Raw genomic sequence first — 21,228 nt, 5'->3', positions numbered from 1 at the left:
GATCGCTGTCCTCGTTCCGATGCTGGTGCTGCTCGGCATCGCTGCCTGCAAACGCGACGACGGCGGCCAGTTGCCGGCCGCCAGCGGCGAAGCGATCCATGCCGAACGGCAGCAGATCGAGGGCTTCGGCCTCGCCCGCGCCTGGCCCGATCAGCGCAGCGATGGACTGGCGATCGCGCTCGAATTCTCGCGGCCGCTGGTCGGCACCCAGGATTTCGACAAGCTGGTCACCTTCGCCGAGAAGGTCGACAGGGAGGGCAGCTGGTCGCTCGACGAGGATGGCCGGACACTGCGCTTCCCGTTCGTCGAGGCCAACCGCGACTACACGGTCCGCATCTCCGCCGACCTGACCGCCGCCGACGGCACCCGCCTGGGCGAGGCCGTCGAGCGCAAGATCCACACCGGCGACCTGGAGCCGGCGGTCGGGTTCGCCTCGCAGGGCAGCGTGTTGCCGGCGCGCGAGAGCCGCGGCCTGCCGGTGGTGTCGCTCAACGTGCCCGAGGTCGACGTCGAGTTCCTGCGCGTGCGCGAGAGCGCGCTGCCGCAGTTCTTCCGGCAGTACCAGCGCGGCGGCCGCAGGGGCAGCTGGGAACTGAGCGCCGACTACAACGACCGGCGGCCGCTGTCGCGCTTGGCCGAGCCGGTCTACGTCAACCGTTTCGTCCTCGGCGGCGAGCGCAACGAGCGCGTGCTGACGCACCTGCCGCTGCAGGACATCGCCGAGTTGCAGCAGCCCGGCCTGTACTTCGCCGCGATGAAGCGCGCCGGCTCGTTCGAGGACGCGGTCGAGACCGCATTCTTCAGCGTCAGCGACATCGGCCTGCACGCGCGCGCCTACAAGGACAAGCTGTTCGTGCACACCGCGTCGCTGCGGGACGGCGGCGCGACCGGCGGGGTCGGATTGCGCGTGCTCGATGCCGACGGCGAGGAGATCTACAAGGCCGAGACCGACCGCCACGGCAATGCGCTGCTCGACTACACCCTCGATGCCGCGCACGTGCTGGTGGCCAGCCGCGGCAGCGACGTGTCGATACTGCCGTTCAACCAGCCGGCGCTCGACCTGTCGGAGTTCGCCGTCAGCGGACGCGAGCAGGCCTGGTTCGACGTGTTCGCCTGGTCGGGCCGCGACCTGTACCGCCCGGGCGAAACCGTGCGGGTGTCGGCGCTGCTGCGCGATCGCGACGGCGCGCCGGTGGCGGCCAAGGACGGCAAGGCGCAGCCGCTGTTCGTGCGCCTCAAGCAGCCGGACGGCAAAACGTTGTTCGAAACCCCGCTGCAGGCGGGGCCGCAGGGTTATTACCGCCTCGAACGCGAGATTCCCGTCGATGCCCCGACCGGGCGCTGGCAGGTCGAGTTCCGCACCGATCCGGGCAGTCGCGAGGCCGTCCAGGGCATGACCCTGCGGATCGAGGAGTTCCTGCCCGAACGGATGAAGCTCGAGCTCGACAGCCCCGATCCGGTGCTCGCCCCGGGGCGGCCGCTGCGCCTGCGTGCGAGCGGCGCCTATCTCTACGGCGCGCCGGCGGCCGGCAACCGCTTCACCGCGACCCTGGCGGTGACGGTGGCGCAGCATCCGGTCGAGTCGCTGCCCGACTATTTCTTCGGCGACCCGACGGTCGAGCTGCCGCGCGAGGCGAAGGAGGTCGTCGACGCCGAACTCGACGCCAAGGGGCTGCTGCAGCAGGACATCGCCTTGCCGGAAGAGGTCAAGCCATCGACGCCGATCGCCGCGGTCGTCACCGGCAGCCTGTACGAGAGCGGCGGCCGCAGCGTCGACCGCACGCTCAGGCGGGTGATGTGGCCGGCCGACGCCCTGGTCGGCGTGCGGCCGCTGTTCGACGATGCCGAGGGTGCCGACGCCAACGCCCGTGCCGGCTTCGAGCTGGTGCGGGTGGACGCGGCGGGGGATGCGCAGCCGCTGAAGGGACTGAAGGTCACCCTGGTGCGCGAGCACCGCGATTATCACTGGACCCATGACGACGATAGCGGCTGGAACTATGACTTCACCCGCCGCTTCCAGAACGTCGAGACCCGGACCGTCGACGCCGGCAGCGGCGCGGTGCGCTTCGATTTCCCGGTGGAGTGGGGCGAGTATCGCGTCGACGTGCAGGATCCGGAGACCGGCCTGACCACGCGCTATCCGTTCCGCGCCGGCTGGAGCTGGAACGACCAGAACCGGGGGCTCGACGCGCGCCCGGACAAGGTCAAGCTCGCCCTCGACAAGACCGGCTACCGCGCCGGCGACACGCTGAAGGTCACGGTGACGCCGCCGCACCCGGGCAAGGGCCTGCTGCTGGTGGAAAGCGACGCGCTGCTGTACGTGCAGGCGATCGATGCCGGGCCCGGCAGCACTTTCGAGATCCCGGTCACCGAGGACTGGGAGCGGCACGACGTCTACGTGACGGCGCTGGTGTTCCGCGGCGGCAGCGCCGCGAGCAAGGTCACGCCGACGCGCGCGGTCGGCATCGCCCACGTGCCGATGAACCGGCGCGACCGGCGCGTGGCGGTGGGATTGTCGGTCGAGGAACTGGTGCGGCCGGAGCGGCCGCTGCGGGTGACGGTGAGCGCGCCGCAGCTGGCCGGCCAGGAGGCCTATGCCACGGTATCGGCGGTGGATGTCGGCATCCTCAACATCACCCGGTTCCCGGTGCCGGACGCGGTGGCGCACTTCTTCGCCCAGCGCCGCTTCGGCGTCGATGCCTATGACGTCTACGGACGGGTGATCGAGAGCTACGACGGCGGCGTCGCGCGCATCCGCTTTGGCGGCGACATGGCGCTGGATGCGCTGCCGCAGGCGCGGCGGCCGACCGCGCGGGTGCAGACCGTGGACCTGTTCACCGGTCCGGTGAAGCTCGACGCCAAGGGCAACGCCCGGGTGGAGCTGCCGGTGCCGGACTTCAACGGCACCCTGCGGGTGTCGGCGCTGGTGTATTCCGAACGCGCCTACGGCAACCGCGATGCCGAGACCGTGGTGCGTGCGCCGATCGTGGCCGAGGCCAGCATGCCGCGCGTGCTGGCGCCGGGCGATCGCAGCACGGTCACCCTCGATCTCAGCAACTACACCGGCAAGTCCGGCGAGTTCGCGGTGCGCGTCGACGGCGAGGGGCCGGTCTCGATCGGCGACGGCACGCGCAGCGCGGCGATCGAGCTGGAAGGCAAGGCGACGCTGAGCTTCCCGCTGACAGCGGGCAACGACTACGCCACCGCGCGGGTGCGGGTGCGCGTGGAGGGCAACGGTCACACGGTCGATCGGCGCTACGACCTGCCGGTGCGCGCCGGCTGGCCGGCGGTGCTGCGCGCGCAGACGCGCGCGCTCGACCCGCTGGCGCCGGTGACGATGGACGCGTCGTTGGCCGAAGGGCTGATGCCCGGCTCGGTGCAGGCGCGGATGAGTGTCAGCGCGCTGCCGCCGATCCCGTTCGCCAGTGCGCTGCACGGGGCGCTGCACTATCCCTACGGCTGCGCCGAGCAGACCACCAGCCGTGGCTATGCGGCGCTGATGCTCGACCCGGCCACGGTGAAGATGCTCGGCATCCGCGACGTCGATGCGCAGCAGCGCCGCAGGATCGTCGAGGGCGCGTTCGGCCGGTTGGCGTCGATGCAGGCGGACAACGGCCACTTCGCGATGTGGGGCAGCAGCGGTGAGACCGCGCCGACGCTGACCCCGTACATCACCGAGTTCCTGCTCGAGGCGCGCGAGGCCGGCTTCGCGGTGCCGGAGACGGTGCTGCAGAAGGCGCTGGAACGCCTCAACGAAGACTTGCTGGGGGGCGGCCAGGAGTTCTACGGTCGCGACAACCGCCAGCACCTCAAGTTCACCTATCAGGCGCACGCCGGCTACGTGCTGGCGCGGGTGCAACGCGCGCCGCTGGGTACCCTGCGCGCGCTGTACGACAACGAGCGCAGCAGGACCCTGACGGGTTTGCCGCTGGTGCACCTGGGTCTCGCGTTGCGCCTGCAGGGCGATGCCGCGCGTGGCGACCGCGCGATCGCGCAGGGGTTCGCCTTCGAGGACGCGCGTCCGCGCTACCTCGGCGACTACGGCAGTCCGCTGCGCGACGCGGCGCTGAAGATCGCGCTGACCGAGGAGCGCGGCGCCGGCAAGCCGGCGTACGTCGCACGCGCGATCGACATCGGCCGCGAGATCGGCGCGCGCCGCGACAACGGCGCGCTGTACCTGAGCACCCAGGAGCAGATCGCGCTGGCGCGGCTCGGCAAGGCGCTGGCGAGCGGCCAGCAGCGGCGCGTGTCCGGCGTGCTGCGGACCGGCGACAGCGACGAGCCGGTCGCCGAGACGCGGATGTTCGGCCGCAGCTTCGATTTCGCGGCGCTGTCGCGCGGCGTGCGCTTCGAGCCGAAGGGCGAGCCGCCCATGTATGCCAGCCTGGAGGTCGCCGGGGTGCCGCGCACGGCGCCCGAGCCCGACTTCAGCGATCTCAAGGTCGAGCGCCGGCTGTACCGCACCGACGGCAAGCCGTGGACGCCCGGCCCGCTGAAGGAGGGCGAGGCGCTGATCGTCGCGGTCACCATCACCGCCGACCGCGCGATGCCTGACGCGCTGCTCACCGACCTGTTGCCGTCGGGGCTCGAGATCGAGAACTTCAATCTCGGCGATGCCGAACAGTGGGCCGGTGTGACCGTGGCGGGAATCGAGCTGGCCGAACGCGCCGGCTCGGCCGACGTCAGGCACGAGGAATTCCGCGACGACCGCTATGTCGCCGCGCTATCGCTCGACGCCGGGCGCACCGCGCGGCTGTTCTACCTGGTGCGGGCGGTCACGCCGGGCACCTACACGGTGCCGCCGCCGCTGGTGGAGGACATGTACCGTCCGGAGCTGCGCGGCGTCGGCCGCGCACCGGTCGAGCGCATCACGGTGGTGCAGCCTTGAGGAAACGGGATTGGGGATTCGGGATTGGAGATTGGGAAAGCCAAGGCGCGCGATGACGGCTCGTGTGAGAACGGCGGCGTGCGCCCTGCCGAATCCCCAATCACGAATCCCCAATCACGGCTCTCATGGCTGCGCTGGGGCACGGTGGCATTGCTGCTGTCGCTGCTGGTCCTCGATCTCGCCGTCCCGCCGCCGTTGCCGAAGGCGCGCGACACCAGCACGCTGGTGGTCGCGCGCGACGGCACGCCGCTGCGCGCGTTCGCCGATGCCGAAGGCGTGTGGCGGCATCCCGCCGATCCCGCCGCGGTGTCGCCGCTGTACCTGCAGGCGCTGCTGACCTACGAGGACCGCTGGTTTCACCGCCATCCCGGCATCAACCCGGTGTCGCTGCTGCGCGCCGCGGCGCAATGGGTGCGCGGCGGCCGCATCGTCTCCGGCGGCTCCACGCTGACGATGCAGGTTGCGCGTATTCTCGCCCCGCCATCCGCGGGGCACACCCGCTCGCTGCCCGGCAAGGTCAGGCAGATGCTGCGCGCGCTGCAGCTGGAGGCGCGCCTGTCCAAGCGCGAGATCCTGACCCTGTACCTGGAGCGCGCGCCGTTCGGCGGCACCATCGAGGGCGTGGAAGCCGCCAGCTGGGCGTACCTGGGCAAGTCCGCCGCGCGCCTCTCGCACGCCGAGGCGGCGCTGCTGGCGGTGCTGCCGCAGGCGCCGAGCCGGCTGCGCCCCGACCGCCATCCCGAACGCGCGCAGGCGGCGCGCGACAAGCTGCTCGAACGCATGGTCGATCAGAAGGTCTGGCCGCGCGCCCTGGTCGACGACGCGCGCATCGAGCCGGTGGTGTCGCGTGCGCTGCGGCAGCCGCTGCATGCCGCGCTGCTGGCGCAGCGGCTGCGCGACGGCGATCCGCGCAGCGCGCGCATCGCCTCGACCATCGACCCCGGCCTGCAGCGCATGCTGGAAGAGCGCGTGGCCGCGTATTTCTCGAACCTGCCCGAGCGCACCTCGGCGGCGCTGCTGGTGGTCGACAACGCGACCCTGCAGGCCCGCGCCTATGTCGGCTCGGTGGCGTTCGGCGACCGCGCCCGGCTCGGCCACGTCGACATGGTGCGGGCCTGGCGCTCGCCGGGCTCGACCTTGAAGCCGTTCCTGTACGGCATGGCGCTCGACGACGGCCTGATCCATTCCGAGAGCCTGCTGGTGGACGCGCCGCAGGCGTTCGGCGGCTATCGCCCGGGCAACTTCGATGCCGCGTTCAACGGTCCGGTGGCGGCGTCCACCGCGCTGCGGCTGTCGCTCAACGTGCCGGCGGTGGACCTGCTCGACCGCGTCGGCCCGGCGCGCTTCGCCGCGCGGCTGGAGAACGCCGGGATCCGGCTGCGGTTCCCGCGCGGCGCCGCGCCCAACCTGTCACTGATCCTCGGCGGTACCGGCGCGACCCTGGAGGACCTGGTCGGCGCGCACGCGGCGTTGCGCCGCGGCGGCATCGCCGGCCGCGTGCGCAACACCGAAGACGCGCCGTTGATCGAACGGCGGCTGATGTCGCCGGGCGCGGCGTGGATCGTCGGCGAGATCCTCGCCTCCAACCCGCGCCCCGGTGAGCGCGCCGACACCTTCGATACCGGCGGCCGCCCGCGCGTGGCCTGGAAGACCGGCACCAGCTATGGCTTCCGCGACGCCTGGGCGCTCGGTGCGACGGGCCGGTACACCATCGGGGTGTGGGTGGGGCGCCCCGACGGCACGCCGCTGCCGGGGCAGTACGGCGCGATCACCGCGTTGCCGCTGCTGTTCGAGGTGGTCGACACGCTGCCGCGCGCGCGCGGCGACGGCAATCCGCTGCCGCCGCCGCACAATGTGCGGCGCGAAGACATCTGCTGGCCGCTGGGCACGTCCGCCGCTGCGCAGCCGGCCGCGCTGTGCCAGCGTCGCCGCCAGGCGTGGGTGCTGGACGACGCGGTACCGCCGACGTTCGCCGAGCGCGATGCGCGGCTGTGGAGCGCCGGGCGCGAGCGCTTCCGGGTCGACGTGCGCAGCGGCCTGCGGCTGTCGGGCGCGTGCAGCGATGCGCACGTCGCGCGCGTGGCCGAGATCGCGCGCTGGCCGGCATTGGCATCGCCCTGGCTGCCGGCGGCCGCCCGCCATGCTTCCCGTCTGCCGCCGCTGTCGCCGGACTGCGCGCCGGACGGGCGCGACGCGGTCGCGACGTTGCGCATCGACGGCGTCAACGAGGGCGCCACGCTGGCGCGGCCGCCGGGCAGCAGCCGTGGCGTACGGCTGTCGCTGCGCGCGCTCGGCAGCGGCGGACGCATCCAGTGGCTGTTGAACGGGCGCTGGATCGCCGAGACCGAAGGCGCGCGGCCGCTGCTGCGCGAGTTCGATACGCCCGGCGAGCACGTGCTGACCGCGTTGGCCGAAGGCGGCGCCTGGGCGCGGGTGGGGTTCCGGATCGCGCGCTGAGGTGGCGGATCCGACGCACTGCCGAAGCGGCTCGCAGGCGCAGGCACAAGCGCGAATCACCGCCTGGATCTGAGGTTTCCCCACATTTCTCGCAGCCCCCCCTTTTTCAAAGGGGGGAAGCAGCCAAGCCGTTGAATTGATCGCAGGAAAACAGCGGGAACCTTAGCGCCTGGATCCGACGCACTGCGGTACGCGGGCGCCCGCTCCAGTGGCCGGATCCCGGCCTGGTGAGCTTTTCGCCTGGGTTTCGACGCGAGGTGTATCATCCGGCCCGTGACCCGACGCGCTCGCCATCGCCTGCGGATCGCCCTCGTGGTGGTGTTCTGCCTGTTGTTCCAGCAGGCGGCACTGGCGGTGTATTTCTGCCCGACAGGACAGCCGCCAGCCGAAGCCGAGGCGATGGTCGAGGAATGTGCCAAGAAGGGCATGGAGCAGGCGCAAGGCCATCCGTCCCTGTGCCACAAGCACTGCAATCCGGACCGGTCGACCGCACCCGACATCGTCAAGCTGTCGGTGCCCCCGTTGGCGCTGCCGGCGCCGGCGATGCCGCTGCTCATGGCGCAACCGGTTTCGCACGCGGCCGTCCCGGCCGAGGTGCCGATGACCGGGTTGGATCCGCCGCCACGACTGCGATTCTGCAGTCTTCTGATCTAGACCCCGAAACGACGTTGCCTAGTGCCCGGCGCAGGAGCGCCGTGCGCGTGTCGTGGCCGTTTCGGAGGTCTCATGCCTGTCCATTCCCTTGTCGGCGCCGTCCGTTCCGCAATCGTGCGCGGGGCGATGCCGTGCCTGATCGCTGCGTCCCTCGCAGCGCCTGCTGCAGCGGCGTTCGCCGCGCCCGTTGAAATCTCCCTGCCCGAGGCCGTCCGCCGCGCCAGCGAACGCGTGCCGATGCTCGAGGCCCGCCGCGCATCGGTCGAGGCCGCGCGCCAAGATTCGCATCGCGCCGGGGCATTGCCTGATCCGACGCTGATCGTCGGCATCAGCAACCTGCCGGTGACGGGCTCCGATGCGTTCGATGACGGCATCGACCCCATGACCATGAAGCGGATCGGATTGCGCCAGGCGTTTCCGGCCCGGGCCAAGCGCGAGGCGCAACGCGCGCTGGCCCTGCGCAGGACCGACGAGGCGCAAGCGCTGGAGACGGCCGAGCGGCTGGATGTGCAGCGCGCAAGCGCCGAAGCCTGGATCGGCTTGTGGGCGCGCCAACGCGAACTGCAGAAACTGCATGCGTTGCGGGAGCAGGCGCAGCTGGCTGCGCGGCTGGCCAGGGCGGGTGCGCGGAGCGGCGGATCGCTCCACGACGCCCTGGCCGCAGAAGCCGCCGTGCTGGAACTGGACAACGATATTGCCGCCGCCGAGGCCGCGCAGGTCGAGGCCCGTGAAGCGCTGCAGCGTTGGATCGGCGCAACCGCGGACGGCGCCCTCCGTGCCGCCGACACGACGCCGGACTTCACCACGACGCCGCATTCGCAATCCGAACTGCTGGTGGCGCTGGACCGCCTGCCGGCATTGCAGCCGGTCGATGCGCAGTTGGAAACCGCAGCGGCGGCGGTTGACGCGGCACGTGCCGAGAAGCGCCCGGACTGGAGCGTGACCGCCTCGTACGGGCAACGCCAGGCCAGCCGCAGCGACATGCTGATGCTGGAGTTCGGCGTCGGCCTGCCGCTGTTCACGCGCAACCGGCAGGACCGCGGCATCGCCGCGCGCCAGGCGGATTACCAGGCGGCCCTGGCCACCCGCGAAGACCAGCGCCGGCAACTGGTCGCACGGATCCGCGCCGCCTTTGCGCAGTGGGAAGGCAGCAAGCGTGTGGTGGCCCTGCACGAAGATGCGCAGATCCCGCTCGCACGCGACCGCAGCAGCACCGCACTGGCCGCCTACCGTGCCGGCGGCGAGCTGCGTCCCTGGCTGGACGCCCATCAAGACGAACTCGAATTGCACCTGATGCACGTCCAGCACCTGGCGCAGCTCGGCCGCGCCTGGGCGGCAGTGGCTTTCCTGCTGACTTCGGAGACCCAGCCATGAACCGGATGAACCACATTGTGATCGTGATCGTCGCGGCGGCAGTGGTGCTGGCGGCCCTGGGCGCCGGGTACTGGTGGGGGCGGGCGCAATCGGGATCGGGCAGCCCGGCGACCGGCAGCACCGGAGCCACATCGGACGACCGCGAAGTCCTCTACTGGTACGACCCGATGGTCCCGGACCAGCACTTCGACGAGCCGGGCAAGTCGCCCTTCATGGACATGATGCTGGTCCCCAAGTACGCCGATGAAGCGGCGGGCGGCGGAATCTCGATTGCGCCCGGCATGCGGCAGAGCCTCGGCATCCGGGTTGTGCCGGCCGAGCTCGGCCGGCTGGAGAGCTCCCTGACGGTGCCGGGCACCCTCGGCTGGGACCTGCGCGCCGAGCACGTGATCAGCATGCCGGTCGACGGCGTCGTCAGCCGGCTGCACGTCAAAACGCCGTTCGAGTCCGTGCGCGCGGGCCAGCCGCTGGTGAACGTGCTGGCCCCGCGCTGGAGCGTGGCGCTGGCGGAGGCCGGCGCGCTCGACGGGGCCGATTCGGCCTCGGCGCAGGCGTTGCGTCCGGCGGCGCAGCAACGTCTGCGTGCGCTTGGCTTGCCGAGCGGCGCACGAGCGGCTGGCGACGGCAGCATCGTGCTGACTTCGCCGGTCACCGGCGTGGTCAGCGTAATCGGCGTGCGCGAGGGGGAGGCCGCCATGCCGGGCACGATGCTGTTGCGGGTAAACGGTACCGACACGCTGTGGCTGACAGCGGCGGTGCCGCAGGCCGATGTCGCCGGATTGCGCGCCGGCACGCCGGTGCAGGCCCGCGTGAGCGCGTTTCCGGGGCGGCAGTTCACGGGCGAGGTCGAGGCCTTGCTGCCCGACGTCGACCCCGACAGCCGAACCCAGCAGGCGCGGATCGTGCTGGACAATCCGGAAGGCCTGCTGGCGCCGGGCATGTTCGCCGAGATCGCTCTGCAGCCCGAGCGCGGCAAGCAGGAGGTGCCGCTGGTGCCAACCGACGCCGTCATCGGCGCCGGTGAGCGGTCTCACGTGATCGTCCGCGACGAGAACGACAGGTTCGTGCCGATAGCCGTCCGGACCGGGCGCAGCAGCGGAGGCCGCACCGAAATCCTGAGCGGGCTGAAAGGCGGCGAACCTGTGGTGGTATCGGGGCAGTTCCTGATCGACTCGGAGGCGAGCCTGTCGGGGCTGCTCGAACGTCTCGAATCGACCAGGGCGCAAGACAGCGAAGGCAAGACCGGAGGGAAGGAGACGGCACGCGAATCGGACCTGCACGAAGCCGACGCCACCGTCGAGTCCATCGAAGACGGGAAGGTGACGCTCCAGCACGGGCCGTTCCCGACGCTGAACATGCCGGGCATGACGATGGGCTTCGCGCTGGCCAACGCGGACGTGGCCAAGGACCTCCAGGCAGGCGACCGCGTACGCGTCTTCGTCCGCTCCGACGACGAGGGGCTGACGGTGGAACGGCTTGAGCCGATGGAGGCGCAACCATGATTGCGCGCATCATCCGCGGCTCGATCGCCAACCGGGTGCTGGTGCTTGCGGCCGCTGCGGCGCTGGCAGCGTGGGGCCTGTGGGCGCTGGCGCGAACGCCGCTCGACGCATTGCCGGACCTGTCCGACGTGCAGGTCATCATCCGCACCGAGTGGCCGGGGCAGACGCCGCGCATCGTCGAGGACCAAGTCACCTATCCGTTGACCACGACCATGCTGTCGGTCCCGGGGGTCAGGACGGTGCGCGGCTTCTCGTTCTTCGGCGACTCCTACGTCTACGTGCTGTTCGACGACGACACCGATCTGTACTGGGCGCGTTCGCGCGTGCTCGAGTACCTGAGCCAGGTACGCGGTGATTTGCCGGAAGGCGTCAATCCGTCGCTCGGCCCGGACGCGACCGGCCTGGGCTGGGTGTACCAGTACGCACTGGTCGACCGTACCGGGCAATACGACCTGGGTGAGTTGCGATCGCTGCAGGACTGGTTCCTGCGCTACGAACTCAAGACCGTGCCCGACGTGGCCGAGGTCGCGAGCCTGGGCGGCATGGTCCAGGCCTGGCAGATCGTGCCGGACGTGCAGGGGCTGGCGGCGCGCGGCATCACCATCGCCCAGCTGACGGAGGCGATCCAGGCCGCCAACGGCGCCACCGGCGGCTCGGTGATCGAGCAGGCCGAGGCCGAGTGGATGGTGCGCAGCGAGGGCTACCTGCAGAACCGAGCGGATTTCGAGACCATCCCGGTGACCAGCGGCCCGGTGCCGGTGCTGCTGCGCGACGTCGCGACGGTGCAGCGCGGGCCGACGCTGCGACGCGGCATCGCCGAGCTCGACGGCGAAGGCGAGGTCGCCGGCGGCATCATCGTGCTGCGGACCGGCAAGGATGCGCTCACGGCGATCCGGGCGGTCAAGGATCGGCTCGCGGCGTTGCAGGCCAGCCTGCCCGACGGGGTCGAGGTGGTGCCGGTGTACGACCGCTCCGAACTGATCCTGGACGCGGTGCACAACCTGGCGAAGAAGCTCGGCCAGGAGTTCCTGATCATCGCGCTGGTGTGCGCATTGTTCCTGTGGCACCTGCGCTCGTCGCTGGTGGTGATCATCAGCCTGCCGCTGGGCGTGCTCGCCGCCTTCATCGTCATGTACTACCAGGGGATCAGCGCCAACCTGCTGTCGCTGGGCGGCATCGCGATCGCGATCGGCGCGATGGTCGATGCCGCGGTGGTGATGATCGAGAACGCGCACAAGCACGTCGAAGCCTGGCGCCTGGCGCACGAAGATCGCCATGAACCCTCGGCCGTCGAGCGCTGGGGGATGATCGCCGATGCCGTCAGCGAAGTCGGGCCGGCGCTGTTCGTCAGCCTGCTGGTGATCACCCTCTCGTTCGTGCCGGTGTTCGCGCTGGAGGCGCAGGAGGGACGGCTGTTCTCGCCGCTTGCCTTCACCAAGACCTATGCGATGGCCGCCGCCGCGGGCTTGTCGATCACCCTGGTGCCGGTGCTGATGGGCTACCTGGTCCGCGGGAAACTCCGCGCGGAGTCGGAAAACCCGATCAATCGCGCACTGCTCGCCGGTTACCGGCCGGTGTTGAACCGGGTGCTGCGCTTCCCGCGGCTGACCCTGGCCGCGGCCGGCGGGGTATTGCTGCTGACCGCGCTGCCCTATATGAAGCTCGGCAGCGAATTCATGCCGCCGCTGGACGAAGGCAGCCTGATCTACATGCCCACCGCGCTGCCCGGCCTGTCGGCCGGCAAGGCGGCGCAGCTGCTGCAGCAAAGCGACCGCATGATCAAGACCGTGCCCGAGGTGGAACACGTGTTCGGCAAGGCCGGGCGCGCGCAGACCACCACCGATCCGGCGCCGCTGGTGATGTTCGAATCCACGGTGACGTTCAAGCCGCGCAGCGAATGGCGTCCGGGCATGACCATGGACAAGCTGATCCAGGAACTGGACCGGGCGGTGCAGCTGCCCGGCCTGACCAATCTGTGGGTGCCGCCGATCCGCAACCGCATCGACATGCTGTCGACCGGCATCAAGAGCCCGATCGGGATCAAGGTCAGCGGGCCGGACATCGAAGCGTTGGCGCGCCTGGCCGAGCGGATCGAGAAGATCGCCCCCGAGGTGCCCGGCGTCAGCTCGGCGGTGGCCGAACGGATCACCGGCGGGCGCTATCTCGATGTCACCATCCGCCGCGGAATCGCCGCCCGCTATGGTCTCAGCCAGGCCGCGTTGCAGCGACTGATCGCGACCGTGGTCGGCGGCGCGCCGATCGCCCAGACCATCGAAGGCCGCGAGCGCTATCCGGTGGTGCTGCGCTATCCGCGCTCGCAGCGCGACAGCGTGGCGGCGCTGGAACAGTTGCCGATCGTCGCCGCCGGCGGCGTGCAGCTGACCCTGGGACAAGTGGCCGACCTGGAGCTCACTTCCGGGCCGCCGATGCTCAAGAGCGACGACGCACGGCTGACCAGCTATGTCTACGTCGACGTGGCCGCGCGCGACCTGGGCTCGGTGGTCGCCGACCTGCAGCAGGTGGTCGCCGAACAGGTGCAGCTGCCGGCCGGTTACGCGGTGCAATGGTCGGGGCAGTTCGAATTCATGCAACGCGCACGCGCGCGGCTGCAGATGGTGGTGCCGACGACGCTGGCGATCATCTTCGGGCTGATCTACCTGGTGTTCCGGCGCGCCGCGGATGCGGCCATCATCATGCTCAGCCTGCCGCTGGCCGTGGTTGGCGGGTTCTGGCTGATCTGGGCCATGGGACATGCGGTCTCGGTCGCGACCCTGATCGGCTTCATCGCCCTGGCCGGCGTCGCCGCCGAGTTCGGCATCATCATGCTGCTGTACCTGCGCAATGCCTGGCAGCGGCAACTGGAGGCAAACCCGAACGCGGGCGCGGCCGAACTCGACGAAGCGATTCGCGAAGGCGCGGTACAGCGGGTACGGCCGAAGGCGATGACCGTGGCCGTGATCCTGGCCGGCCTGTTCCCGCTGATGATCGGCGGCGGCGCCGGCTCGGAAGTGATGCAGCGCATCGCCGCGCCGATGGTCGGCGGCATGCTCAGCGCGCCATTGCTGTCGATGCTGGTGATCCCGGCGGCCTACCTGCTGCTCGAGCGGCGCCGGCTGGCCCGCGCCAGCCATCGTGCCCGCCACATCCCGTCGGGATGACAGGGACACTCGCCCATCGACCGGAGCACGAGGCGGCTGCGACGGTTGAATCCGGATGTGCGCGGCCTCAGCGCTTGACGTACCCGATCCACGAGAACAGCGGGCGCCCGAACGCCAGGCACAGCAGCGACAGCACGATCACGGCGCCGACGTGCCAGAGCAGCACCATCAGCGCGCTCTCTCCGCCATGGAACAGGCTTACGCCCGCCGCCGACAGGGCCGCGGCGCTCAGCGCCGACAGCATCGCCGTGGGAGCGGGGCGGATGACGCCGGCATGCCGCACCATCAGCAGCATCACCAATCCGAGCGGAATGCTGGTCATGGCGATCGCGACGGCGCATTCCGAGCTGGCCATCTCCAGTGCGAAGGCTGCGCTGCCCATGCGGGCGGCATCGTGCAGGCAGCCCCAGCCCAGGCCGCCCAGCCATAGCAGGAGCGCCGGCAGCGGAAGCCAGGCCCAGCGCGGCGAGCGGCCCGGCACGCTGATCTGGAACACCGCGTACGCGGCGAGCACGCCGGTCAGGACGCTGGCGATCCATTCGACCAGCGCCGGCGTCGCGGCAAGCTCCGCCAAGCCGGGGCGCAGGCCATAGGCGGCGACGATCGCCGCGATGAGCGCGGCCGCCATCGCGATCCACAGCAGCGTCCGCCGCAACGGCGATGCGAGCGGACGGACCGGCCTGGCCTGCGCGGTCAGCTGGTCGATGAGGCGGCTGGTGTCAGTCATGCGGTTCTCCCTTTCCCGCCAGGGCTTGCTTCAACGTTTTCAACGCCCGGTGGCAGGCGACCTTCAGGGCGCCGACGCTTTGCCGGCTGCGGGTCGATGCCTCGTCGAGCGACATTTCTTCGAGGTGCAGCAGGCGAATCGCCTCCTTTTGCTTCGGCGACAGTCCGTCGACGGCTTCGTGGATCGTACGGCTGTCGTGAAGGTGCGTCGTCGTTTCGTACGGGCCGGGCGACGCCTCCTGCAGGCGATCCAGTGCATCGTCGGCGTCGATTTCATGCGCGGCGCGTCGCGAGCGGCGCCGGAGCAGGTCGATGCAGCGGCGCGTGGCGATCGTGGCCAGCCAGGGCTTGAACGGCCGTCCGCGTTCGTAGGTATGGCGAATGTCGTGCACGACCAGCAGGATCTCCTGCACCGCATCCTCCGCATCCTCCCCGCGGCCGAGATAGCGATGCGCGATCGCTCGCAGGTAGGGGCTGATGTCGCTGAGCAGCGCGTGGTACGCCACCCGGTCGCCGTCCTGCGCACGCATCATCAGCCCGGCCCATGCCGCGCCGCTGTCCCGGCCGGGCCGGGGCGAATCGCCGGGGGTGGCGGATGGATTGCGCTGGGGCATCGACGTGGTCGACTCCGGTCGCTGGAACGGAAGGATGGTGGCCATGATGCGGCGGTCCGATGCGATCACCAAGTGCAACGTCGCGCTCAGGCGCGATCGCGGCGCGCGATCAGGTGGTCCAGGGAGACGCGTCCAGGCCCCCTGGCCATGAGGTAGAGCATCGCCACGGCCCACATCCCGTGCGTCGCGAATGCGCCGGGATAGACGAAGACCTGGATCACCAGCGTCATGATCAGCAGCGCGAACGCGGAGAAACGCGTGGCCAGTCCGATCAGCAGCAGCAGCGGGAACACGTGCTCGGCGACGGCGGCGGTCACCGCGGCTAGCTCGGGCGGGATCAGCGGCAGCGCGTATTCGCTGCGGAACAGTTCCACCGCATTCCCGGACATCCGCGGCAGGCCGAGTTCGACGGTACGGCCGATCGGGTCCAGCACCAGCCCTTCGATCTTGGTCTGCCCGGACAGCCAGAAGGTGACCGCGATCGAGAACCGCGCCAGCAGGGCGATCGCGCTGTGGGGAATGCGCTCGAAAAGGGCGATCACCTTCCATGCGCCGCGCGCTACGCCGGCCGAAGGGCCGGGTTGGGTGTCGGGGGCGGCTGCCGAGAAAGTGTCCATGTCAATGCTCCGGAGTGGGATCGAACGCGGCGACCAGGCCATGACGCATCAGGATCGCGAACAGCGCGCCGTCGTCGACCTCGGCGCCGGCGGCATGCGCGGCCTCGAACGCGGCGGCGAAGGGCTGCCCGTGGCGAAGCGCCTTCAGCCAGGCGACGGCGCCGTCGGGCAGGGCGGTGGCGGCGACGTCGAATGCCGGTCGGGCGATCAGCACGTCCTCGGCGCGCGCGACGTCGATGCCGGCGAGGCTGGCCTCGGCCATGTCCTGCAGCCCCTGGTGCGCGCGCCAGATCGAATATGCGGCATGGCGGGCGCGGAACCAGCCACAGGCGGGATGGAGCGCCGTGCGCGTCGCGGCCAGCCGTTCGGGCGCTTCGAACAGTTCGCGATAGGCCGTGTCCGCGACCGGCGTGGCGTCGGCCGCGTGATAGGCGTGGATGCGCAGCGCCTCGATCCTGGCCACGTCCGCTAGGTAGGGTACGGCCGCGGCCGGCGGGAACCCGGCGATGAAGTCCGGAAAGCCGATCGCGTAGTCGGTCAGCACCGGGCTTTGCGGCGGCGCGGCCAGCACGCGTTCGCGCGCCATCGCACGAAAGAAGTCCGGGCCGACCAGGGCCTGGGTGACCGGAAACGATTCGGCCAGCGTATCGACCAGGTTGACGACGAAGTTGTTGCGATGCACGGCGAACCGGCGTTCTGCGCGCCGCAGGTCGCGGGTGTCGACCCCGGCAGGCACGTCGCGGTCCGGCTGCAGCAGCGCGGCGGCGAAATCCCCCAGCCGCAGCGGCGCAACGGCTGAGTGCTGTTGCGAGACGGCCTGCCGGGCGTCGGCGCCGGTCATGCCGCCATCTCCTGTGCGGTTGCGCCGATCCCGTCCAGGATCGCCTCCGCCCGCCGCGCCTCTTCGCGCAGCGTCGCGTAGTCGGGCACCTGGTTGTCCCACTCGATCAGGGTCGCGATCGGTCCGGTCATCGCCAAGGTGCGCGCGTACAGCGCCCACACGGTGTCGGCGACCGGCGAGCCGTGATTGTCGATCAGCAGCAGGTCGCCGCCGGCGTCCCGCTCCTCGGCATGTCCGGCGAGATGGATCTCGCACACCGCGCGCAGCGGCAGCGCCGCCAGGTAGGCCAGCGGATCGTGGCCGTGGTTGCGGCACGACACGTAGACGTTGTTCACGTCCAGCAACAGCCCGCAGCCGGTACGACGCACGATCGCCGACAGAAAGTCGGGCTCGTCGTAGGTGCCGCCGTCGAGCTCGAGATAGGTGGCCGGGTTCTCCAGCAGCATGCGCACGCCGAGCCGGTCCTGCACCTGGTTGATGTGCGCGCAGACGCGGGCCAGGGTGTGGCTGTCGTAGCGCAGCGGCAGCAGGTCGTTGAAGAACCGGCCGTGGTGCGTCGACCAGGCGAGATGTTCCGAGAAGACCGCTGGCCGATAGCGGGCGATCAGCGTCGCCAGGCGATCGAGATGGGCCGGGTCCGGCGGGTCCTCGCCGCCGATGGACAGGCCGACGCCATGCAGCGAGAGCGGCAGCCGCTCCCGGAGCGCAGCGAGCTGGGCATGCGGTGCGCCGCCAGTGCCCATATAGTTTTCGGCGTGCACCTCGATGAAGCCGGGCGGCGCGACATCCGACCGCAGCGCATCGAAATGACGGGGCTTGAATCCGACACCGGCCCGCACGGGCAGGCCGGTGCCGGCCGGAGAAGATTCGGCGATGGAGGGGGGTGTGGGGAGGTTCACCGACCTGTCTCCGGAAGGGCCAAGGGGGTTTACGACTGCTTGGGTTCGAACGGCTCGAGCTGGCCTTTGCCGGTCGGCGAGGTTTCCGAAGCGGTCTGCGTGCAGGTGCCGGCCGGCACGTACTTCCAGGCGTTCGCCTGATGGTCGGTCCTGGAGGTACCAGCGCAGGTCGTGCCGGGGCCGGCGGCGCAATCGTTCTTGCCGGCGAGGGCGACGCCGTAGCATCTCTCCTTCTCGGCGCCTTTCTCCTGGGCCTGTGCAGGCGAGGCGCCCATGGCCAGCGCCGAGCCCAGCGCGGCAGCGAGGGCGAATGCGGGAACGGCGGACTGAATGCGGGTCGTCATGAAGCATCTCCTGATCGGTTGATGGAAGGGCGAGGTGTCGTCGGGCATCGGTGGCGGCGCCCGATCGCCCCGCATCAGGAGGATTCGTCCGGCAGGAGCAAATGGTTACATCGCGGCGTGCGGAGCCCCTGGAAGACGCACGCGGCTGGCCTCGACGTCGAGGGCACGGCAACTACGGCTACGGCATAGGGTCCATTGCACGGTTTCGGCTGTCACATCGTCTTTTCTTCATGCTTTGTAGCCTCGGCATTCCCCATCGGGAACGGCAGGGAGACATCACATGAAATCCCTTGCGATGATCTCGACAGGCCTGCTGCTGAGCCTGTTCGGCGGCCTCGTGCTGGCCGCCCAAGGCGGTCCCGCCATGATGCGGGACGCCGGCGTGCCCTACGGCGGCATGGGTGTCGGAATGATGGTCGTCTGCATCGTGTTCGGCGTCCTGGTGCTCGTCGCGCTCGTCCTCGGCATTCTTGCGCTGATCAAGTACTTGCGCAGCAAGCCTTGAAGCGACGGGATGGAAGAACGGAAAGACACCGTCATCGTCACCGGCAGTAGCGGCTTCATCGGCGCCGCTGTGATCCGGAAACTCGCGGGCCGTTTCGACCTGGTCGGACTGGATCGCGAGGTTTCACCGCACCCGCCACCGGAGGCCGAGTGCGTCTGCATCGACCTCACCTCCGACGAGAGCGTCCGGGTCGCGTTGGAACGCGTCCGGCTTGCGCATGGCACCCGGATCGCGTCGGTGATCCACCTGGCCGCCTACTTCGACCTCAGCGGCGATCCCGATCCCCGCTATGAAGCGGTCACGGTCCGCGGCACCGAGCGCCTGTTGCAGGCGCTGAAGGCGTCGTTCGACGTCGAGCAGTTCGTGTTCGCCAGCACGATGCTGGTGCATGCGCCGACACGGCGTGGCGCGCCGATCGACGAGGACTCGCCGCTGCAGGCCGCATCGTTGCCGTATCGCGATTCGAAGATCCGCACCGAGCGGTTGCTGCGCGAACAGCACGGCGACATCCCGCTGGTGCTGCTGCGCCCGGCCGGCGTGTACGACGAGCAAGGTCATTCGGCGTTCCTCGTCCAGCAGATCGCGCGCATCCACGAGCGACAGACGGTCAGCCATGTCTATCCGGGTCCACTCGACACCGGGCAGCCCTCGCTGCACCTGGACGATCTGACCGACGCGCTGCTGCGCATCGTCCGGGACCGTGCCCGGCTGCCGCCCGAGCTGCCCTTGCTGCTGGCCGAGCCGGAAGCGATCGGCATGGGCGAGATGCAGCGCCTGCTCGGCCGCCTGATCCACGCCGAGGACTGGGAGACGCGGGAAATTTCGCCGGCGCTGGCCAAGGCCGGCGCATGGGTCCAGGGCGAGGTGCTGGGCGAGGACAGGTTCATCCGGCCGTGGATGGTGGACACCGCTTCGGATCACTACGAAGTCGATACCTCGCGTGCGCACGCGCTGCTCGACTGGAAGCCCGCGCATTCTCTGCGCGATACGCTGCCGACCATCGTCGCCGCGCTGCGGGACGATCCGGTCGGCTGGTATCGCAGCAACAAGCTCAACGCCGCCAAGGTCGCCGCGCAAAGTGTCGAGGCGCAGGCCCGCGAAGACGGCGATCGCGCCGCCGACGGGCAGGGCGGGCCCGCAACGGACACTCCCGGGCAGGCTGCGAAAGAAGACGGCGAGGGCAAATGCGGTCACGCGACGGATGGGGACGGCGCCGATGCCGGCGGCGCGATGGCGGCGCACATGGCCGGCATGCGCAAGATGCATTTCAGCCTGTTGTGGACGCATTACCTGAACATCATGCTGGGTGCGTGGCTGCTGGCCAGCCCGTTCGTGTTCGGCAGTTTCGACGCCGGTGGCTTCGGCGACGCCGTGCGCCAGGTCACCGCCGAACGCGGCCTGGCCGACCCCGCGCTGCGCAGCGCATGGATGGGGCGCAGCGACATCGTCAGCGGCCTGTTGATCATGCTGTTCGCGACGCTGTCGCTATCGCCGCGTTTCTCCTGGGCGCAATGGGGCAGCGCGGCGGTCGGCGTGTGGCTGCTGTTCGCACCGCTGCTGTTCTGGGCGCCGGATGCGGCGAGCTATGCCAACAACACCCTGGTCGGGGGGCTGGTGGTCGCGTTCGCGATCCTGGTGCCGATGATGCCCGGCATGCGCATGGAAGGGATGATGGACGATTCGGACCTGCCGCCGGGCTGGACCTATTCGCCATCGACCTATCTGCAGCGGGTGCCGATCATTGCGCTGGGCGTGGTCGGGCTGCTGCTCTCGCGCCACCTGGCCGCCTACCAGATGGGCCACATCGACACCGCCTGGGAGCCGTTCTTCGCCGGCGGCCGCGGGCTCAACGGCACCGAGGACATCATCACCTCGGACGTCTCCAAGGCCTGGCCGATTGCCGATGCCGGACTCGGCGCGGTGACCTACATGTTCGAGATCCTGATGGGCGCCATGGGCGACCGCCGGCGCTGGCGCACGATGCCGTGGATGGTGGCGATGTTCGGCTTTGTGGTGGTGCCGCTGGGCGTGGTCAGCATCTACTTCATCGTCATCCAGCCGATCGTGATCGGCACCTGGTGCACGCTGTGCCTGGTCACTGCACTGGCGATGCTCATCATGATTCCCTACAGCCTCGACGAACTGGTGGCGATGGGCCAGTACCTGGTGCAGGACCATCGTCGCGGCGGCTCGTTCTGGCGCACGTTCTTCCGGGGTGGCGCGCAACCCGGCGGCGGCCGCGACGACATGCCCGGATTCGATGCGCCGCTGGCGGCGTCGTACGCGTCGGCCGCCCGCGGCATCACCGTGCCGTGGACGCTGGTCGCCAGCGCGCTGCTCGGCGCGGCGCTGATGTTCACCCGGTTGATCTTCGACACCCGCCCGCCGATGGCCGACAGCGACCACCTGGTCGGTGCGCTGATCGTCACCGTGGCGGTGATGGCGATGGCCGAGGTCGGGCGCGCGCTGCGCTTCGTCAACGTGGCCCTCGGGCTGTGGCTGGTGATCGCGCCCTGGGTGCTGGAGGGCGCCGGCACGGCCGCGGCGTGGGCCGGCGTGGTCATCGGCCTGGCCGTGGTCGCCCTGAGCCTGCCGCGCGGCAAGCGCAGCAGGGAGCACTACGGCGGATGGGACCGGTATGTCGTCTGA

At 70.2% G+C, this 21,228-nt stretch carries 14 protein-coding genes; 8 read left to right on the top strand and 6 right to left on the bottom strand.

Annotation, left to right across the window (positions count from 1 at the left end; translation table 11 throughout):
- The first annotated feature begins 19 nt into the window (after positions 1-19).
- The 6 genes from FXO19_RS03315 (at position 20) to FXO19_RS03290 (ending at position 14,033) form a co-directional block, all read left to right on the top strand.
- Positions 20-4,888, top strand: a complete 4,869-nt coding sequence (locus FXO19_RS03315) for an alpha-2-macroglobulin family protein (RefSeq protein ID WP_425481439.1) — start codon at positions 20-22, stop codon at positions 4,886-4,888.
- A gap of 78 nt (positions 4,889-4,966) precedes the next feature.
- Complete coding sequence (pbpC, locus tag FXO19_RS03310) at positions 4,967-7,345, top strand: penicillin-binding protein 1C (protein WP_149193829.1); 2,379 nt, start codon at positions 4,967-4,969, stop codon at positions 7,343-7,345.
- A 273-nt stretch (positions 7,346-7,618) separates the two neighbouring features.
- Positions 7,619-7,999 (top strand): hypothetical protein, encoded by a 381-nt coding sequence (locus FXO19_RS03305; protein WP_149193607.1) that lies wholly within the window; start codon positions 7,619-7,621, stop codon positions 7,997-7,999.
- A 72-nt stretch (positions 8,000-8,071) separates the two neighbouring features.
- Complete coding sequence (locus tag FXO19_RS03300) at positions 8,072-9,373, top strand: TolC family protein (protein WP_255516268.1); 1,302 nt, start codon at positions 8,072-8,074, stop codon at positions 9,371-9,373.
- A complete protein-coding gene (locus tag FXO19_RS03295) occupies positions 9,370-10,875 on the top strand; it encodes an efflux RND transporter periplasmic adaptor subunit (RefSeq protein WP_149193606.1) in 1,506 nt (501 codons plus the stop codon). Before FXO19_RS03300 ends, FXO19_RS03295 begins: the two co-directional genes overlap by 4 nt.
- Entirely contained in the window at positions 10,872-14,033 is a 3,162-nt protein-coding gene (locus FXO19_RS03290; protein WP_149193605.1) for an efflux RND transporter permease subunit, read from the top strand. The genes FXO19_RS03295 and FXO19_RS03290 overlap by 4 nt, the downstream gene beginning before the upstream one ends.
- A 67-nt stretch (positions 14,034-14,100) precedes the next feature.
- Here FXO19_RS03290 and FXO19_RS03285 read toward each other — a convergent pair whose 3' ends face one another.
- The 6 genes from FXO19_RS03285 to FXO19_RS03260 all read right to left on the bottom strand — a co-directional run bounded on the left by FXO19_RS03285 (position 14,101) and on the right by FXO19_RS03260 (position 18,074).
- Complete coding sequence (locus FXO19_RS03285) at positions 14,101-14,760, bottom strand: DUF1109 domain-containing protein (RefSeq protein WP_149193604.1); 660 nt, start codon at positions 14,758-14,760, stop codon at positions 14,101-14,103.
- Positions 14,753-15,289, bottom strand: a complete 537-nt coding sequence (locus FXO19_RS03280; protein WP_187775603.1) for an RNA polymerase sigma factor — start codon at positions 15,287-15,289, stop codon at positions 14,753-14,755. The genes FXO19_RS03285 and FXO19_RS03280 overlap by 8 nt, the downstream gene beginning before the upstream one ends.
- A gap of 170 nt (positions 15,290-15,459) precedes the next feature.
- Positions 15,460-15,990 (bottom strand): DoxX family protein, encoded by a 531-nt coding sequence (locus FXO19_RS03275; protein WP_149193602.1) that lies wholly within the window; start codon positions 15,988-15,990, stop codon positions 15,460-15,462.
- Position 15,991: 1 nt separating this feature from the next.
- Positions 15,992-16,831, bottom strand: coding sequence for an HvfC/BufC N-terminal domain-containing protein (locus FXO19_RS19385; RefSeq protein ID WP_149193601.1), 840 nt, complete (start codon positions 16,829-16,831; stop codon positions 15,992-15,994).
- The gene (bufB, locus tag FXO19_RS03265) at positions 16,828-17,730 is read right to left on the bottom strand and encodes an MNIO family bufferin maturase (protein ID WP_149193600.1); all 903 of its coding nucleotides are present in this window, start codon (positions 17,728-17,730) and stop codon (positions 16,828-16,830) included. Before bufB ends, FXO19_RS19385 begins: the two co-directional genes overlap by 4 nt.
- Before the next feature lie 29 nt (positions 17,731-17,759).
- Positions 17,760-18,074 (bottom strand): BufA1 family periplasmic bufferin-type metallophore, encoded by a 315-nt coding sequence (locus FXO19_RS03260; protein WP_149193599.1) that lies wholly within the window; start codon positions 18,072-18,074, stop codon positions 17,760-17,762.
- 280 nt (positions 18,075-18,354) lie between these two features.
- Between FXO19_RS03260 and FXO19_RS03255 the strand changes: the two genes are divergently transcribed.
- Together FXO19_RS03255 and FXO19_RS03250 are read left to right on the top strand one after the other, a co-directional pair.
- Positions 18,355-18,579: a hypothetical protein gene (locus FXO19_RS03255; protein ID WP_149193598.1), complete on the top strand. Its 225-nt coding sequence runs from the start codon at positions 18,355-18,357 to the stop codon at positions 18,577-18,579.
- 9 nt (positions 18,580-18,588) lie between these two features.
- Positions 18,589-21,228, top strand: coding sequence for a vitamin K epoxide reductase family protein (locus FXO19_RS03250; protein ID WP_149193597.1), 2,640 nt, complete (start codon positions 18,589-18,591; stop codon positions 21,226-21,228).

This window comes from Luteimonas suaedae, from assembly GCF_008312895.1.
Taxonomy (GTDB): domain Bacteria; phylum Pseudomonadota; class Gammaproteobacteria; order Xanthomonadales; family Xanthomonadaceae; genus Luteimonas; species Luteimonas suaedae.
The sequence above is the reverse complement of the archived record's forward strand: the minus strand, read 5'-3'. Positions and strand labels throughout refer to the sequence as shown.

Bases quoted from the DNA above. Each gene is read 5' to 3' on its own strand.
- FXO19_RS03315 (WP_425481439.1), top strand. From the start codon at position 20: ATGCTGGTGCTGCTCGGCATCGCTGCCTGCAAACGCGACGACGGCGGC.
- FXO19_RS03300 (WP_255516268.1), top strand. From the start codon at position 8,072: ATGCCTGTCCATTCCCTTGTCGGCGCCGTCCGTTCCGCAATCGTGCGC.
- FXO19_RS03295 (WP_149193606.1), top strand. From the start codon at position 9,370: ATGAACCGGATGAACCACATTGTGATCGTGATCGTCGCGGCGGCAGTG.
- FXO19_RS03290 (WP_149193605.1), top strand. From the start codon at position 10,872: ATGATTGCGCGCATCATCCGCGGCTCGATCGCCAACCGGGTGCTGGTG.
- FXO19_RS03285 (WP_149193604.1), bottom strand. From the start codon at position 14,760: ATGACTGACACCAGCCGCCTCATCGACCAGCTGACCGCGCAGGCCAGG.
- FXO19_RS03280 (WP_187775603.1), bottom strand. From the start codon at position 15,289: ATGCGTGCGCAGGACGGCGACCGGGTGGCGTACCACGCGCTGCTCAGC.
- FXO19_RS03275 (WP_149193602.1), bottom strand. From the start codon at position 15,990: ATGGACACTTTCTCGGCAGCCGCCCCCGACACCCAACCCGGCCCTTCG.
- FXO19_RS19385 (WP_149193601.1), bottom strand. From the start codon at position 16,831: ATGACCGGCGCCGACGCCCGGCAGGCCGTCTCGCAACAGCACTCAGCC.
- FXO19_RS03260 (WP_149193599.1), bottom strand. From the start codon at position 18,074: ATGACGACCCGCATTCAGTCCGCCGTTCCCGCATTCGCCCTCGCTGCC.
- FXO19_RS03255 (WP_149193598.1), top strand. From the start codon at position 18,355: ATGAAATCCCTTGCGATGATCTCGACAGGCCTGCTGCTGAGCCTGTTC.
- FXO19_RS03250 (WP_149193597.1), top strand. From the start codon at position 18,589: ATGGAAGAACGGAAAGACACCGTCATCGTCACCGGCAGTAGCGGCTTC.